The sequence below is a fragment of the Sulfurospirillum sp. genome, assembly GCF_036802865.1.
In the GTDB taxonomy this organism is placed as follows: domain Bacteria; phylum Campylobacterota; class Campylobacteria; order Campylobacterales; family Sulfurospirillaceae; genus Sulfurospirillum.
In genome coordinates this window covers 72,224-89,721 of sequence record NZ_DAIRVK010000005.1, presented here as the reverse complement: position 1 = coordinate 89,721, position 17,498 = coordinate 72,224, and the positions used below count along the sequence as shown (strand labels likewise).

Here is a 17,498-nt window from a genome sequence, read left to right as displayed (position 1 = left end):
TCCTAAAGGGTTTACCCATGTTTACCATTCTTCCACTTAAAAACGGACTTGATAATGTAGCTGGTTTTTTCTGCCAAGGCGTTCACGCTGGCTTTAAACCTAATGGCAATAACGATGTCGCTTTTATTCGTACCAACGAACCATGCGATATTTCAGCAGTGTTTACATCCAATGTCTTTCAGGCTGCACCTATTAAACATTTTTTGCGCTATCCAAAAGGATTTCAAACCAATTTCATTTTGATGAATGCAAAAAATGCTAATGCAATGACGGGTGAAAAAGGTATTGAAGATATTGATACCCTCTTTAGCAAACTGAAAACAAAATTTCCAAGCTTACACAACCCCATTATGAGCTCAACCGGTGTCATTGGATACCGTCTCAATGTTGAAAAGCTCTCAACTGCTTTTGATATATTTGACTTTAATGCCAAAGATTCACATGCAACAGCATCAGCCATTATGACAACTGACAGCTTTAAAAAAGAGCTCTGTTTTAAAGTCATCCTAGAAGATGGTAGTTTCTTCCATATCGCGGCTATTTGTAAAGGTGCAGGTATGATTAACCCGGCCATGGCAACCATGCTTTGCTTTATTCTCACTGATGCCAACATTCCAAAAGCAGATATGGATGAACTTTTATTGCCTGCGACCCAACATTCATTTAATGCCGTAAGCGTTGATGGCGATACTTCAACCAATGATACTGTGCTACTTCTTAGCTCAAAACAAAGCAGTGCATACCATAAAGAAGCCTTCAATGAAGCGCTTCGTCTCATTACAAAAGAGCTTAGTTTAATGCTGGTACGCGATGGTGAAGGTTCTACGAAAGTTGTAGCATTTGAAGTGAGCGGTGCAAAAAGTGTTGCAGAAGCAGAACGTGCAGCTAAAGCACTCAGTAATTCATTACTGGTAAAAACAGCGCTTTTTGGAGAAGACCCAAATTGGGGACGTATCGCTTCTACAATTGGGGCAAGTGGTATTACGTGTAATGAAGAGAGTCTTGTCATTCACTATGATGATGTCTTAATTTACAGTAACGAACAACGCTCGCTAGATGCAGAAGCAGAAAAAAAAGCTGCAGCAGTTATGAAGAAAGATTCCTTTCGTATTCATTGTGAACTGGGAATTGGAGAAGCTGGGTTTACAGCATATGGCTGTGATTTAGGACATAAATATGTTGAAATCAATGCCGACTATCGGACTTAGGTGTCATTTACAAGAACAAAAGTTACGCAACAAGAATAAATATTACTGGAGGATTAGAAATTGGCAGAAAACCATTCATCAATCCTCCAAGTTTTCTCAAAATTTTCTCATTAATCTTTTGAATGTGTCATATTTACCGACATTAACATCAAAGAACACCCCAACGACTACAAAGCTATTTTCAAAAATATAAAACCCAATAGATACTTCTCGTAACTCATTATTCCTGAAATGATGAAATACAAGCACAGAGTTGACATATCTATACCAACAATAATGAACATATTAGGCAAAATAAACGCTTCTAAAAGTAGATTTACTCTCAACCAAACAGATGGTATCTTAATAGCATTTTTATATAACTTCAAGTCAAATATTCAAATAAATAAATTTTAGACTTGTGGTTTAATTTTATTCAAAGCATAGTTGCTTTATAATTAGACCACTGGTTTATTTTATAACTTACCTAGCATAGTTAATCAAGCAATGCTAGAAATTTATAAAATTTTAGAATTAATGATGGGAGATATAAAGATGAAAGTAGCAATATTAGGAACAGGGCTGATGGGTACAGCCATGGCTGAGGCAGTGATGAAAGCGGGACATGAAGTGATTGTTTACAATCGAACAGCTGCTAAAACAGCACCACTGGTTGAACTAGGTGCCAAAGCTGTTCTAAGCCCAGCAGAAGCAATTTTAGAAGCAGATGCAACAATCATCGTGCTATTAGATGGCAAAGGTGTCAAAGAGCTCTTATTAGATGACGCACTCACATTAGCCTTTAAAGGTAAAAAGTTCATCAATGCTTCAACAACAATGCTTGATGAAATCATGGACGTGGCTGATCAAATTACCAAACATGGTGGTGTCTTAGCCGAAATGACAATCAATGCAGACAATACAATGTTACGATCAGGAGAAGCCTCTTTTGCCATTGGTTGTAAGGATGCAGATGAAAAGTTTTGGACTGACCTTCTTCTAAGCTTTGGAAAAGAAGTGATTCGTGTAGGTGATATAGGGGATGCCACCAAAGCAGAAGCTGCATCTGTTTTTGGTGCAGTAATGAATATGGTAACCCTTGCATACTCAACGGCTATTGCTCAAAAACTTAATGTCAAACAAGAAATTTACGAGCCATTGGTCTCTATGCTTGTTCCCGGTGCGGAATACCAACTCGCTAATATGGTAACACATAATCACGAGAATATATTTGCAGCACTTGATAGTTATACAGCGGGTTTTACCATAGCTATTAAGACAGCAAGATCTGTTGGAATGCCAACAGAAGTTTTAGAGGAAATGCTCAAATTATTTACGTTAGCAGAAAGCCGTGGATTTGCAAAAAAAGATGGATCATCTGTGATTGAAGTTTTACTTTAATCACGTTAAAAAGCTCCCATAAAAGGTAAAAAATGAAAATGAAATTTTTTCTTGCATTGATTGTTTTATCATTGCAACAAGTATATGCTGATGTCGGACTGAAGGAGCTTTTATCAGCTATCGGAACCAATGAATCGTATCAATCACAATTAACCTATCAAGATAAAGCCAAAAAAGAACATGAATCCTCACAAAAAACGTATTTGCCAACGGTTGATATGATAGCAGGGCGAGATAGTAAATTTGAGCGAGCCTCCTATGAGCCTAAAAACAGTGATTATGTAGGCTTGAGAACCTCTTATATTCTGTTTGACGGGTTTAAACGAGAGGGAAAAATCTCATCACAAAAGAGTGCTTACGATGCGCAAACTTATAAAAGTGAATTTACAAAACAGCAATTAATGTTAGATGTCATTCGTGAATATTACACATTGCAAAGTGCAAAGTCAGGTATATCTGTTTTAAATTATAAGATCAAAGAGCTTAATGAAAATATTAAAAACATTACTGTTTTAGTCACTAATGATCTTACCACCAAAGACAAACTTCAAGCGATTGTTGCGTCTCAAAAAGAGGCGGAATATGATCTGGAATCCATGAAGTTACAGTTAGAAAGTTCACGTTTGAAGCTTTTACAGTTAACGGGTCTTGCTATTTCGATGGATCAAGATCAGGAGTATTTAAATGAAGCTTCAAAAGAGAAAAGTATTGCAAGAGCAGACATAGAAGCTGATAAACATACCGTAAAAAGTTTGGAATATTCAGTATCACAATATACCTATATGCCTACGATTTCACTTCAATACGATCTTAAAAATAATGCTTATTCATCTTATGATGATATGGCTGGAAGTCAAACACTCTCAAAACATAGTAATGATCTGAGTTTACAATTTAGCTTTCCATTATTTGATTTTGGAAAAATATCTAAAGATCAAGAAGCAGCACGTCTGGGTGTCTTAGCGCTCTCCCAAGAGATAGCCTATAAAGAAAAAACCGTTAAAACAGAAAAAGAGATTTCTGAGCGTTCACTTGAGGCCGCTCGTACAAAATTAAATGCTGCTAATGCTGCTTTCGAAGCAACCAGTATGGCCTACGAATATGCTAAGAAACGCTTTTCTACCAATCTAATTAGTCATACTGAATATTTAAGTGAGTTAACAAAGAAAGAGGAAGCCTCTTATCGTTGTATTGCAGCAAAAAATGAGATTGAGCTCAAAAAAGCTGAATATGCCTTTACCGTAGGTACAGATTTAATGACACTAGTAGGAGCATTATAATGAAAAAGTTTTTATTGATAAGTATGGTATTTTACACAGCATTGTTTGCAGATGTCTATGCAACCTATGAAATTAAAGCACAAAAAGAAGCATCACTCAATGTTGTGTCACAAGGCATTGTTGCAACAATCAATGCCAATGTCGGCACGAAAGTAGAAAAAGGTACGGTTCTTTTAGTGCTGAATGATAAAGAAGAAAAAGCAGCATTAGAGATGGCAAAAAGTGAATATCAATTTTTAGTTGCCCAGTATAAACGTTATGAAAATAGCTCAGAAGTATTTGATAAAAATACACTGGACAAGTTACGAGCAGAATTGGACAAAGCTAAAAGTTCAATGCTCTTAAGTGAAGAGAAAGTGGCAAAGATGAAGCTAGTTGCCCCATTTGCTGGCATTATTGCTGAGAAAAACATTGAATTAGGCGATATGACAGGCTCTAGCACCAAACCTCTTTTTAAATTGGTTTCTCATGAAAAAAAGCTCTTATTGGCATTTGATTCACAATTTGCAAATCAGATTAATGTAGGCAACGACTTTTGTTTTAAAAAAGATGCGACAGAGAGTCAAAGTGTGTGTACAAAAATATCTAAAGTCTATCCTGTCATCAATACTGAGACTAAAAAACTTTATGCAGAAGCGGATGGTGTTGATTTAAAAATCGGCACTTTTGGCGATGGCACTATCAAAACAAAGTAGAGGCTAAAAATGCATAAATTCGCTATTGCCAAACCTATCACCACCATTATGTTTGTATTAGGAATTCTATTTTTTGGATATACCCAAAGACAAAAGATGCCTGAAACATTCTTACCCAATGTTGATGTTCCAGTTGTTACCATTACCACAACGTATAAAAATGGATCCTCTGAAATCATTGAAAGTAAGATTACCGATAAAATTGAAGAAGCCATTAGTAGTTTATCAGGGCTAGACAGCATTAGCTCCAATACCTCTCGGGGTATTTCTACCGTTGTTGCGCAGTTTAAACTCAATAAATCCATTGAAGAGGCAACCAATGATGTGAGAGATAAAGTCTCTTCCGTAGATTTTCCAAGTGGCGTTGACAAGCCTATTGTTGAAAAATACTCTATGAATGCATCCCCCATTATAATGCTCTTTGTATCAACTACATCGGACCATGTTGAAAATCTCATGACATTTGCAAATGAAAAAATTAAGCCAAAACTTCAAAATTTACGAGGCGTAGGTGAAGTACGTGTTGTAGGAATGCGTAATAAACTTTTAAAAATTACGCCTAATATTTCCAAACTTGGTGAATATGGAATTGACCTTAATGATCTTGCTACAAAAATTAATGAAGAGAACATCAAGCGCGATGGTGGACGTGTTGTTCAGAACGAAAAAGAGTGGAGTATTTCTATTGATGCTGATGCTTTGAATGTTGAGGATTTAAAAAATATTAAAATCAAAGATGGTGTTAGATTATCCGATGTTGCAGATGTAATCAGTGATATTTCTGATGAGCGAACCTATGCCAATTTTAATGCCAATAATGGCGTTTTGATAGAGGTAAAAAAAGTCTCTGGTGCAAATGAAATTGAAATTGCCGATGGGGTTAAAGCGCAACTTCCCACATTGCAAAAACTTTCCAATGAATTTAAGATTGATATTTTATTGGACTCAACAACCTTTATTAAGTCAACTTTGGAAAGCGTTCAATTTGATCTTTTTTTAGGATGTATTTTAGCCTCATTAGTTGTTTTGATTTTTTTACGCAATGTGACACTCACCCTTGTTGCAGCTATTGCGTTACCTGTATCTGTTTTTGGAGTATGGGCATTGATGGGATGGAGTGGACAAACGATCAATCTTTTAACCCTCACAGCACTTACGCTTGCTATTGGTATTATCATTGATGATGCTATTGTTGTCATTGAAAATATCTATAAAAAACTAGAAGAAGGATTGCCAAAATTACAAGCGGCGCGCGAAGGCGTTAGTGAGATCTCATTTTCTATTCTTGCCATTTCAGCGATGCTTTTAGCAGTATTTATCCCAATTGCCAGTATGGATGGTCTTATAGGACGATTTTTTACAAGCTTCGGTATTACGATTGTTGCAGCTGTTTGTATTTCGTATATTATTGCCATTACGCTCATACCGATGATTAGTTCTTTGGTTGCTAAACCGATTCATTCAGCTTTTTATCTCAAAACAGAACATATTTTTATCTCAATTGAGCAATTCTATAAAAAACTTTTAACAACAGCATTACACTATAAAAAAACCACCCTTTTAAGCGCTTTAGGTATTTTTATTATTTCTATGATGTTATCAGGAAATTTAGGAATGGTCTTTATGCCAAAAGAAGATAAAAGTCAGTTCAAAATCTCTCTTACCGCACATGCAGGTATTTCGATGAATGAGATGAAAAACAGATCACTTGAAATTCAAAAAACATTGTTGTCACTACCAGAGGTAGAATACTCTTCATTGAGTGTTGGACTTAATAGTTCTATCCATCAAGGCGCTATCTTTGTGAAATTGGTTCCTATGGATAAGCGCCATCGAAGTCAACAAGAGATTATGAATAGTGTACGTGAAAAAGCTGCTGATTTTAAAGAGATGAAGATTAACATCAATGAAGCAGATGATGCAGGATACAGTGAGATGATTACACCTTTTCAGATGATTTTACGAGCTCAAAATGAGGCATTGGTCAATGAATCTGCCGTAAAATTAATGGACTATCTACAAACGATTCAAGGCACTGCCAGTATTCAAAGCAATATGCAACAAAACACGCCTCAACTCTCTTTAAAAATTATCAGTGAAAATGCCGCTAAATACGGTGTTAAAAGTAGTGATATTGCCAATGTCATTGCCTTAGCCTACTCAGGAGAAATGGCAGTGAGTTATTACCGTGAGAATGGAAAAGAGTATGACATTGTCATGCGACTCTCGGATGATAAACGCATGAGCCCCGAAGCTATTGGTAATTTACTTATCAAGAATGATAAAGGACAAATGATTTTGGTTTCCAGTTTAGTTCGTATGAGTGAAAATGAAGCACCAACAACTATTAAACGATGGGATCGTCAAAAATATGTTTTAGTGGGAGCAGATATGAGCAATGGTCTTACATTGGACGTATTAATTGACACGGTAACAGCCAATAAAGACAAATGGCTCGTTGATGGTGTTAGTTACCAATTAGATGGAGATGCAAAAAGTATGGCTGAAACAAATGAAGCATTTGGAGTAGCGATTGGAGCTGCTGTTATTATGATCTATCTTATTCTCGCATCTTTATATGAATCACCATTGCAACCCATCATTATTATGAGTGCAATGCCATTAAGCTTTACAGGTGCATTTTTAGGCCTCTATCTTGCCAATATGCCTATGAGTCTTTTTAGTATGATGGGACTTTTTCTATTACTAGGGCTTGTTGGCAAAAACTCTACCTTGGTTGTGGATGCAGCCAATAAAAATAGAATGGATGCCATGAGCTTAGATGAAGCTATTATTCATGCGGGAGTATCACGCTTACGTCCTATCTTAATGACAACCGTTGCTATGTGTTTTGGAATGTTACCTTTGGCTATTTCTGTAGGTGAAGGCTCTGGCATCAAAGCACCAATGGGTGTGAGTGTTATCTTTGGATTACTGATTTCTACAATTTTAAGTCTTTTTGTTGTTCCAGCTTTTTATAAAATGCTTGCACCATTAGATGATAAACTTAGAAAACTCTATACCCATCGTTAAAAAATTCAATTCATGTTAAAATTATAGGTGTAGTTAAAAGGATTATTATGGCTCAAAAAGTTAAATTAGAAGATAAATCCCATTTTATTTGCGAACAGGCTTACGACGAGTTTGTTAAAAATGGAGTTCACAATTTTTCCCTCAATAAATTTATCGAATCTGTGAATATGTCAAAAGGACAATTTTATTATTACTTTAAAACAAAAGAAGCACTCATCTATGAAGTCATTAAACGTAAAGGTAATGAAATGCTTGAACATGTTACAGATGACATTCAAGCAAAAAAAACATTTCTTGAAAAATTAATGGCTTTTTTCTCATGCTATATGGATAACTCTGATCCTGCTTATTCTGAGTTAGATAAAATTATGAGAGATACGTTTTTTATGTATATTAACGTTGAAAATGAATATATTAAACAAATGAACCTTGATTTTTATAATCTGACCTATGAATATATTGAAAATATTTTTGAAGAGATGATACAAAGTGGTTATCTAAAGGAAGATTCGAAACAGTGGATCAGAAGTCTCATTGCAACAGCAGACGGTATGTATTTTCATGCCATGATAAAAGATGACTATGATTTAAAAAAATATTTATCTGAGTATCTGATGATGCTTGATACAATTTTGAAAAAATAATATATTGAATTTTTATTGTTAACGCTCCCAAGATATGTTATTCTTGTTTCTTACATGTATAAATATTTCTATATAGTCGTAAAATTAAGCACTTTTTGATAAAATAAAGAACAAATACAAAAGGAGAACCAATGCTACACGAATACAGAGAAGTTATCTCAAAACTTAAAGTTGATAATGCACACTTTGCAAAAATTTTTGAAAAACACAATGAACTTGATCAAAAAATTACAGATGCAGATGAAGGCAGAGCACATATCAGTGATGCAGAGCTTGAGACAATGAAAAAAGAAAAACTTAGACTTAAAGATGAAGCGTATGCACTCATCGTTGCATACAAAAAAGAGCATAACCTCTAAAAAGCTAAGCCCTTACAAATCTAATTTGTAAGGGCTTTATTGGGCTTAAAGCCCTAAACTCTCCACATTGACTATTTTTCCACGAGAATTCTCTTTACAAAACTCCACAATCTTTCCATGAAACCTTGCAAAAAGCGCATTAATCGTTATTTCTTTACCATAAAGCTTGTTAACATTTGAAAGATTACTCAAAAGTCCATCAACGATCCATTCTTGCAATGCGGCATACGTTTCAAACTCGTATCCATAGGCGGCTAAAAGTCTTGTCGTATAAGCATCAACAACCATCGCTTCTTTGAGACAAGCATAACATAAAATCGAATCTGCACTCTCCTCTCCAATACCTTTTTGAGCTAAGAGCCACTCACGATCGACATTTTCGCAAAAAGACGCATAGGAACCAAATGTTTCAAGGATAGCATTGGCTAATAGATGAAGATTTTTTGCTTTGGTATTGTAGAAACCTGAAGGTTGAATAGACAATGCAAGAAGATCAAGATTAAATGTGGCGAGTTTTTCCAAGCTATCAATGCCCGCATGTTCTAAATTTTCAATGCTCTTTTCAACTTTTTCCCATTTGGTTTGCTGCGTTAAAATTGCACCCACAACAACCCAAAATGTGCCAGACCTTGGCCACCAAAGAGGGTCACGTGTGCTTTTAATATAGCCTTGTTTTTGTAGCGCAACCAACACATCAAAACTATTCAAGTACAGCCTTTGCAAGAATACGCTCTTGGTCATCAAAAACACGCAGTTTAAAAGCATCAACACATTTGCCATCTTGTATATCCATAATGACCATCTGCAAAATTTTCTTGCATTTCTTAGGAATTTCAAGCGAAGCGGGGAGTCCCGTGAGAAAACGTTTGAGAGGAGCATCTTTGTCCATGCCTATAACGCCATCACGTGCCCCGCTAAGCCCAACATCGGTTACATAGCATGTTCCCTCAACGATTTGAAGGTCGTCTGTTCCTACGTGCGTGTGGGTACCTAAAATGGCACTCACCTTTCCTTTTAAAAGCATGTGCATGGCACGTTTTTCGGAAGTGACTTCGGCATGGAAGTCGATGATAATTGTCTGCACCCCTTCGGCACGAAGTTCATCTACCGCTTTTTGAGCACGCAAGAAAGGATTTTCAACCATCGGCATACCATAATGCCCCATGACATTGATGATAGCAATCTTCTCATCTTTGACCTGTAAAACACTCACGCCTCGTCCGGGGACACCTTCAGGATAATTAAGAGGCCTAAGAATGGGCATAACATCTAATAAAGGAATGATCTCTTTTTTGTCCCACGAGTGATTTCCACCGGTAAGAATATCGGCTCCATACGAAAAAAGCTCTTTGGCATGTAAGGAGCCTAAACCAAAGCCATGGCTCGCATTTTCACCATTGGCGATGACGAAATCTAGCTCATACTCTTTACGTAGTTTACGAAGGTGAGCTTCAAGCATACTTCGCCCAGGTTTTCCTACAATATCGCCAATAAACCCTACTCTCACGCTTTAATCCTTAAATGTGTTAACACGGTTGCAATGACATCGTCATTATCGCGACTGCGTGATTGCAGTGTAATTTTTTTCTCATCTTCGTATTTGATGGTGATATTCTGTCCGTAATTGGAAATAAGGGTAATATTTTGCCCTGTCGCTAAAATTTTGATCTCAATGAGTTGCAAGAACTGCTTGGTTGGGATATCAAGCTTTCCAAAGCGATCTAGCATCTCTTCTTCAATCTCTAAAACATCATGAATACTTCTGCATTTGCTCAGACGTCGGTAAAGCTCTAATCGTACGCGATCTTCGGTAATATAGGTATCGCTGATAAACGCACTGATAGAAAGCTTGATGTCCACTTCACGTGAAGCAATCGGTGTTTTACCCAAAAGTGCATTGATGGCGTCTTCAAGCATTCGCAGATAAAGTGAATACCCAATGTTTTTAAGATGTCCACTTTGTGCTTCACCGACTAAGTTACCACCACCTCTGATCTCAAGGTCATGGTACGCCAAAATTGAACCACTGCCAAGATAAGAATTTGACTCAAGGGCAATAAGACGTTTTTTAGCAGATTCCGAGAGTTCTTCTTTATCTTTCACCAAAAAGTAACAAAACCCTTGGCGCTTACTTCGTCCTACACGACCACGAAGTTGGTGAAGATCAGCCATACCAAAGTGATCGGCAGAATCAATGATGATCGTATTCACATTAGGAATGTGGATGCCTGATTCGATGATGGAGGTGCTTAAAAGCACATCGTATGACTTCTCTTCAAAATGCAACATCTCTTTTTCGGTCACCGTCGCACTAATTTCTGAGTGAAGCGTTAAGATGCGAAGATTGGGCATCATGCCGAGCAACTCTTTGCGTTTGGCTTCAATGGTCGCGATGCGATTGTGAACAAAGAAGACCTGCCCTCCTCGTCGCATCTCACGAATAATCGCCTCTTTGATGACCTTTTCATCGTACTCTTTGACAAAGGTTCGCACATCTTCTCTATCATTTGGAGGGGTAAGAAGTTGGGAATACTGCTTAATGGAACTCAGTGCCATATTGAGACTTCGAGGAATCGGGGTTGCACTCATGGAGAGAATATGCACATTTTCTCTAAAATTTTTGAGCTTCTCTTTTTGCTTCACACCAAATTTATGCTCTTCATCAACTACCACAAGAGCTGGATTGAACAGTTCCACTTCAAAAAGTGAATGCGTTCCCACACACACTTGCAATGCGCCGCTTTTGAGTTCTTTTAAAATTACCTGCTTTTGAGCCGCTGTCGTAAAACGATCTAATTGTGCTACTTTAATATTGTATTTTGCAAAACGAGATGAGAGGCTTTTAAAATGTTGCGAACATAAAAGTGTTGTAGGAGCGATAAGAAGGGCTTGAAAACCTTTGTGAACGGTTGCAAAAATGGCATTCATAGCTACTTCCGTTTTACCAAAGCCGACATCACCGCTTAAGAGTCTGTCCATCATTTTACCGCCGCTAAAATCGGTTAGGATCTCAGTGATGACACGTTTTTGATCTTCCGTATAAGCAAAACCTGCATCAGCCTCAAACTGTGCCATTTCGCCCTCTTCTACTTTGATGCTGAGTCCATCAACCATTTCGCGCTTAGCGGCAATGGCGACGATTTCACTCGCTATCTCTAAAAGGCGTTCTCTGGTTTTCGCTTTGAGTTTCTGGAATGTTCCCTTGCCAAGACGATCAACACTAACCAATCCACCACTCTCGCCAATGTAACGGTCTATGACATGCAAGTTTTCAACTGGAAGTAAAAGCTTATCATCACCCAAATACTCAATAAGAACAAAATCTTTCGTTGCCCCTAAAACAGTCGCTTGTGTAAGCCCTTTGAAAATACCAATGCCGTAATTTTCATGCACTACATAATCGCCATTTTTAAGCTCATCCAAAACAATATTGGCACGTTTGCGTTTGAGCTTAGTGGTAGGTTTGTTGAGGGAGAGAATAATCTCTTCGGCATTCATGATATTGACAATGCGCTCACTCTGAACCCATTTGATATGCGTAGAATCCACATCAACCATACGGAGCAACACTTCGTTTTTAGCTAAGAGCGTAATCTTCTTTTTTTGGTGGAGTTCTATAAATGTTTTAATATTTGATGGTGCAATTTCTCGGTAACTTTTAGCTTCGGGTATACAAGGAAGATTTTGAAGGCTTTTAGCCCCCTCTTCATCAAACAAAGCGATTTCTGCAAGCTCTTCTACCGCGTCCATACTCAAATAGGTTTTAAATGTATCGGTGTAAACCGCGCCACTCTCGCCTAAAACCCATAGACCTAGGGAGTGAATATCTTTAGTAAAACTGTCACTTTTAAGCGAATCTATACGCTTTTGCATCAGAGTATGGCGTTCTTCATCCAGCGCAAACAGTGCAGGGAAAAGTGTATAGCTCTCCAATTCTTCTTTGGTACTTTTTTGACTTTCACAGTCAAAAAGACGAATGCTTTCTACTTCATCATCAAAAAGGCTTAAACGAAGGGCTTTTTCACTATCGGGTGGGAAGATGTCGATGATGTCGCCACGGATAGAAATTTCGCCTTTTCCTTGGACAACATCGACGGCAAGATAGCCCCAATAATACATCTGTTCACGAAAACGTTCAAGATGTAAACGCATTCCAAACTCTAAAACAAAGGTATCAAAAAGGTCTGCTTTTGGTAGTGGAGTTAACAGCGTACGTAGAGGAGAAATTAAAATCTTTTTCGTAGATTGATCTTGATAAAAAGCATGTAAAACCCGTAAAAGTTCCACCATTTCTTCATGAAAGGAGAGTAGATCATCGCCACTGTTAGCTCTAAGATCGGGTAAAACATAGCTTTTTTTACCAAGGAAAAGAGCGATCTCAGAGGCTAAAAAAGCCTCTTTTTCGCCTTTAACACCTAAAAGTTGGAAGTCATTTTTTGTTTGTAAAAATTCGTAAAACGCAGCTTGTAACAATCAATCCCTTTGTTCTTCATACGAAGGGGCTTCTGCACTCTCCGTTTTAATTTTACTTTCACCTTCAAAAATAGCTTTTGCTTCAATGACAAGTTCTTTAGCAATGACTTTTCCTAGAAATTTGCCACCTTCCAATACTTCGACATTGTCGCAATTGGCATTACCTTCAAAAAGACCGTTGATAATCAAACGACTGGCATTAATTTCACCACTGATTTTACCTTGTTTTCCGATGATAACAATGCTATCAGAGAGAACTTTACCAATAATTTCACCGTCTACATGTAAACGTGTCTGACAGTTAAAGATACCCTCAATTTTAGCTCCACTCGCTACTATGGTTGTTTCGGAAGCGGGTACTGTTGTTGTGAACTGATCAACTTTATTAAAGATTCCCATGTGACTCTCTTCTCCTTTTGAAAGATTTCTTTAAAGTTAGCACCCTTCCATCTTAAAAAAGATTCTGGGTCTAAAAGACGTCCTATAAACTTAATTTCATAATGTAAATGCGGACCTGTAGACATTCCACTGTTTCCAGAATAAGCAATCACATCGCCTTTTTTAACAAACTGCCCCTCTTTAACAATAGGTTTATTGAGTAAATGTGCATAATAACTTTCAAATCCATAATTATGGCTGAGAGAGACAACATTACCATAACCACTGTTTTGATTATACTGAACAAATTTGACAACACCATCTGCTGGCGCTAAAACAGGTGTTCCAATAGGGGCTCTCAAATCCGTACCCGCATGAAATTCTTTACGTTTTAAAATAGGGTTTTCTCTCCAACCAAAACGCGATGAAAACTCACTGTACGCCATAACATCACCACTTGGGATGTTATCAAAAAAAGTCTTTTGCTGTAGTGCCGCTAAGTCAATCTCTTCAAGTCTTGTATCAAGGTTATCTTCATCATTGACTCTAAGACCAATGAGCTCTTCAACATTACTGATTTTATCGCGAATCGCTTCATACTCTTTTGATTTTTCGGAGATCTCTTCTTGCAGAGACTCATTTTGGGCTAACAAAACATTACGTTCTTGGAAGGCACTCTCTTTTTTTGCCTCAAGAGATGAAACTTCATGCATTAAAAATAAAATCACAAAACTACCTACTAAAATCACCAAAGCAACAAACAACGTAAAGTAGAGCAAAAACTTTTTAATGATCTGATGCAATAAAAAGTGTCGTGAACCATGCACATCTGAGATCGTAACGGTAAATTTATTTTTCACATACAGCCTTTAAAAATGCTTCCGTCACTGAAAAAGAGCCAAATACCAAATACTCTTTATCGTTCTGAATGCCTATAAAAGAAGAGATAGGAAGCTCTAACGTGTAAGCGACGTCATACAATGCAGACTTCTCTACAGCTCTTGGGCTATCAATCTCTATCACTAAAATCGCTTCGATAATTGGTTTTAAAATCGATAAAATCGTTTTAAAATCTTTATCTTTGTAACTATTATAGACCAACATAACCTTTTTTTTGCCTAAACTGGCAACCAATGCCTCTGCCGCCATCACATTATGCCCCACATCAATCGTAACATTAGGCATCAATTTTTGAAAACGTCCTTGCAAAACCTGAGGGTAAAAGGTTTCAAGATCAATATTATAACCCATGACATTTAATGCACAAAGTGCGGTTTGAAAATTTTCTTGTAAATAAAGTGGTAAATGATGTTTGCTAGCATAGGCATTTAACGCTTTATTTTTTGCTTCATTAAAAAATAGTTCAACACAATAAATTTCACTTCGTAATTCTTGTGATTTGAGAAGTGCAATAGGATAGACCTTTAAATCATACTGCTTGGCTATAATCATATCGGTTGTTGCACTGTTAATTTTTGTTTGAGCAATCTCCTCAAGACTTTCCCCTAAAAAAGCTTGATGATCTAGCCCAATAGGGGTAATAACAGAGAGGCATTTAGGAAAAACATTGGTCGCATCGTATTCCCCACCAAGTCCTGCTTCAAGAACCACATAATCGCATGTTTCAGAGAAAAAAAGCATTGCTAAAAGCGTGGTATACTCAAAATAAGAAAGTGCTTGTGCAAAAGAAGGATCCAGTAAAGTGAGTAGTTTTTCATGCACTTTTTCCAATACTGCATCTTCGACATCCGAACCATCAAACCAAATGCGCTCATTAAACTTAAGAATATGAGGCGAGGTGTAATGTCCTACATGTAGGCCATTTGAAAGAAGCATCTGGGCTAAAAAACGTCCCGTAGTCCCCTTGCCATTGGTGCCTACAAGATGAATAATTTTAGGAAGATTAAAATAAGACGCTATACTTTGGTAAGCTTTTGGCATACGAGCATAATCAATCTCATCATAAAAAAGTGGTTTAGTCTCTAAAAAAGGTTGCAGTCGCATTAAAGCACAGGCATCACTTGATTACGGCCAGCTTCTTTTGCTTTATATAAAAAGCCATCCGCTGCACTAAGCGTTTCATCGCTTGATTTTTGCTGTGAGCGCTGCGAAACACCACAACTCACCGTCACATTGATACGTTCATTTTTATAGAGAAATTTAAACTGCTCAACAATCGCTCTAATTTTGTCTGCAAAGTGAATCGCTTGAGGAAGATCCGTACTTGGAAGAATGACTAAAAACTCTTCGCCACCATAACGTCCTACAAAATCAACTTGACGAATGTATTTACGTAAGATTTTTCCTACTGTTGAGAGAATAACATCCCCTGCTTCATGGCCATAGGTATCGTTCACCATTTTAAAGTGATCAATATCAATAAAACAGAGTGTATAGTCAATTTTATAACGCATAAAGGCATCTTCGACACGACTCATTTCATTCGCAAGTGCACGTTTGGTTGCCACATGAGTCAGATAATCTTCTTTTACCTCTTGCTTAGCAACTAAAAGGGCTGATTCAAGTTTAGAGATACGGTTTTGAAGCTTAGTGATAGTCTCTTGATTGCTGATCATTTTTTCACTAAGAGATCTGGTTTCACTCTCTAAAGAAGAAGCGATATTGAGAAGCTTAACTTGTACCGTCTCAAAACTGTCTTGTTGAAAGTTTATACTTTGCAAATCTTTTTTAATAACTTTAACCTGTTCATGGCTAAAGTTACTGCTTTGAATAAGTTCAAGAATCTTTTTATTAATCTCATCAAGAATTTTATCGAGTGCTGCAACTTTTTTTTGTACTTCTGCTTTATCAAGATCGATGCGTTTTCCAATCAAATGTTTGATCTCTTGCTGAAGGGCAGGTGTACCTAAAGCATCAGGAGAATTGCGTAATTCATTGCTAATTGAAGCTAATTCATCATTCATACCAGAAGCGATAGAAGGCGATAGTGATGCAATAATAAGGGGAACCAATGTTTTGTAAAGTTCAGTGCTGTTATCTTTACTTAAAATCTTAATTAAATCTCGAACCATCACTTCGAGATCATCTTTAGTCACATGACCAAAGGCATCTAACTTTTTCAAATAGCTATCATCATAATTTGAAATAAAATCAAACCACTTCTCTTTAACAAGATCAATAGATTGAAGATTTTGGTGGAAATCAAGTCGTTCTAACGAAGCATTTGCAAGGTTGGTCGCTTTAGTGTCATGTAAAAGCGTAATAGCTTGAAGTATACGTTTGGTTAAAATAGCCAAAGTATTGACCATTTTAAGGGCATCTCCTTCATTGGCTCGATTAAGTTTTGCAACTAAAAAAGAGAGAAGTTCATCAACCGTGCTAATATTAAAACGCTTCATATCCGTTACAATATTTGGATCAAGCTTTTTTGTATATTTATCAACCTTTTGACAATCTTCAACAATAACACCTTTTTGCTTTGCGACTTTGCAAAAGACTTTGGCATAATTATCAGGTGTTAAATTAAGATGTTCAGCCTTGATGAGTTCTAAAGAGTCTCTTATGATTTCATTAATTGTTGTTGCCATTTCGGAGTCCTTTGATAGAAATCTTGGAAACAAACTCATCTAAAGCATCTGATGCCGCGTAACGAATGGCATCAAAACGGTTATTATCAGAGACAACACTGTTAGATTCAATCGAGAAGTCATACTCTCCAGTTGCTGTCAATTTCTGAACTTTTTTATTTTCATCTTCATACTGCATTGCCAAAACAACCGTTGTTTTATAAGAAATAACATAGCCGTATTTATCATAAACGATAGGTGAAAAAGAGATTGAACCTATGCTTATTTTTAAAACAGTATCCGCTTTTTCTTTGCTTACCAATTTCGCACCAAATCGGCTAACAACCGCTTCATTAACAGCATCTTTAATTAAAACACTGTTCCTTGGATCTTGCCTTGAGATCGTAACTTCTGCATAAATGTTTTGTCCCAATGCTTTTTTTGCATAATAGGATGATGGTTTATAACTGCATCCACTAATTAAAACTGCGATCAAGAGTCCAAGAAAAAGTTGTTTCATC

At 36.9% G+C, this 17,498-nt stretch carries 15 protein-coding genes; 7 read left to right on the top strand and 8 right to left on the bottom strand.

Annotation, left to right across the window (positions count from 1 at the left end; all coding sequences use genetic code 11):
- Positions 1 to 17 precede the first annotated feature (17 nt).
- The 7 genes from argJ to V7Q04_RS11065 all read left to right on the top strand — a co-directional run bounded on the left by argJ (position 18) and on the right by V7Q04_RS11065 (position 8,599).
- Complete coding sequence (gene argJ / locus V7Q04_RS11095) at positions 18 to 1,208, top strand: bifunctional glutamate N-acetyltransferase/amino-acid acetyltransferase ArgJ (protein ID WP_333805165.1); 1,191 nt, start codon at positions 18 to 20, stop codon at positions 1,206 to 1,208.
- A gap of 534 nt (positions 1,209 to 1,742) precedes the next feature.
- Complete coding sequence (locus V7Q04_RS11090) at positions 1,743 to 2,588, top strand: NAD(P)-dependent oxidoreductase (RefSeq protein WP_333805164.1); 846 nt, start codon at positions 1,743 to 1,745, stop codon at positions 2,586 to 2,588.
- 38 nt (positions 2,589 to 2,626) lie between these two features.
- A complete protein-coding gene (locus V7Q04_RS11085; RefSeq protein ID WP_333805163.1) occupies positions 2,627 to 3,868 on the top strand; it encodes a TolC family protein in 1,242 nt (413 codons plus the stop codon).
- Complete coding sequence (locus tag V7Q04_RS11080) at positions 3,868 to 4,563, top strand: efflux RND transporter periplasmic adaptor subunit (RefSeq protein ID WP_333805162.1); 696 nt, start codon at positions 3,868 to 3,870, stop codon at positions 4,561 to 4,563. The genes V7Q04_RS11085 and V7Q04_RS11080 overlap by 1 nt, the downstream gene beginning before the upstream one ends.
- A 9-nt stretch (positions 4,564 to 4,572) precedes the next feature.
- On the top strand, positions 4,573 to 7,596 hold the full coding sequence (locus tag V7Q04_RS11075) for an efflux RND transporter permease subunit (protein WP_333805161.1): 3,024 nt from the start codon (positions 4,573 to 4,575) through the stop codon (positions 7,594 to 7,596).
- Between the two features lie 47 nt (positions 7,597 to 7,643).
- Entirely contained in the window at positions 7,644 to 8,240 is a 597-nt protein-coding gene (locus V7Q04_RS11070) for a TetR/AcrR family transcriptional regulator (RefSeq protein WP_333805160.1), read from the top strand.
- A 131-nt stretch (positions 8,241 to 8,371) separates the two neighbouring features.
- Positions 8,372 to 8,599 (top strand): YdcH family protein, encoded by a 228-nt coding sequence (locus V7Q04_RS11065; RefSeq protein WP_333805159.1) that lies wholly within the window; start codon positions 8,372 to 8,374, stop codon positions 8,597 to 8,599.
- Between the two features lie 45 nt (positions 8,600 to 8,644).
- Here V7Q04_RS11065 and V7Q04_RS11060 read toward each other — a convergent pair whose 3' ends face one another.
- From V7Q04_RS11060 to lptE, 8 genes are read right to left on the bottom strand one after another with little or no spacing between them, the layout of a single operon-like run.
- Positions 8,645 to 9,307 carry a 3-methyladenine DNA glycosylase gene (locus V7Q04_RS11060; protein ID WP_333805158.1) on the bottom strand — a complete coding sequence of 221 codons (663 nt, stop codon included), beginning with the start codon at positions 9,305 to 9,307 and terminating at the stop codon, positions 8,645 to 8,647.
- The gene (locus tag V7Q04_RS11055; RefSeq protein ID WP_333805157.1) at positions 9,300 to 10,106 is read right to left on the bottom strand and encodes a TIGR00282 family metallophosphoesterase; all 807 of its coding nucleotides are present in this window, start codon (positions 10,104 to 10,106) and stop codon (positions 9,300 to 9,302) included. The genes V7Q04_RS11060 and V7Q04_RS11055 overlap by 8 nt, the downstream gene beginning before the upstream one ends.
- Positions 10,103 to 13,072, bottom strand: coding sequence for a transcription-repair coupling factor (gene mfd / locus V7Q04_RS11050; protein ID WP_333805156.1), 2,970 nt, complete (start codon positions 13,070 to 13,072; stop codon positions 10,103 to 10,105). The genes V7Q04_RS11055 and mfd overlap by 4 nt, the downstream gene beginning before the upstream one ends.
- On the bottom strand, positions 13,073 to 13,471 hold the full coding sequence (locus tag V7Q04_RS11045; RefSeq protein WP_333805155.1) for a bactofilin family protein: 399 nt from the start codon (positions 13,469 to 13,471) through the stop codon (positions 13,073 to 13,075).
- Complete coding sequence (locus V7Q04_RS11040) at positions 13,408 to 14,310, bottom strand: peptidoglycan DD-metalloendopeptidase family protein (protein ID WP_333805154.1); 903 nt, start codon at positions 14,308 to 14,310, stop codon at positions 13,408 to 13,410. The genes V7Q04_RS11045 and V7Q04_RS11040 overlap by 64 nt, the downstream gene beginning before the upstream one ends.
- Positions 14,300 to 15,454, bottom strand: a complete 1,155-nt coding sequence (locus V7Q04_RS11035) for a bifunctional folylpolyglutamate synthase/dihydrofolate synthase (protein WP_333805153.1) — start codon at positions 15,452 to 15,454, stop codon at positions 14,300 to 14,302. Before V7Q04_RS11035 ends, V7Q04_RS11040 begins: the two co-directional genes overlap by 11 nt.
- Positions 15,454 to 16,998, bottom strand: coding sequence for a diguanylate cyclase (locus V7Q04_RS11030; protein ID WP_333805152.1), 1,545 nt, complete (start codon positions 16,996 to 16,998; stop codon positions 15,454 to 15,456). The genes V7Q04_RS11035 and V7Q04_RS11030 overlap by 1 nt, the downstream gene beginning before the upstream one ends.
- Positions 16,982 to 17,497, bottom strand: coding sequence for an LPS assembly lipoprotein LptE (gene lptE, locus V7Q04_RS11025; protein WP_333805151.1), 516 nt, complete (start codon positions 17,495 to 17,497; stop codon positions 16,982 to 16,984). The genes V7Q04_RS11030 and lptE overlap by 17 nt, the downstream gene beginning before the upstream one ends.
- Between the last annotated feature and the right edge of the window lies 1 nt (position 17,498).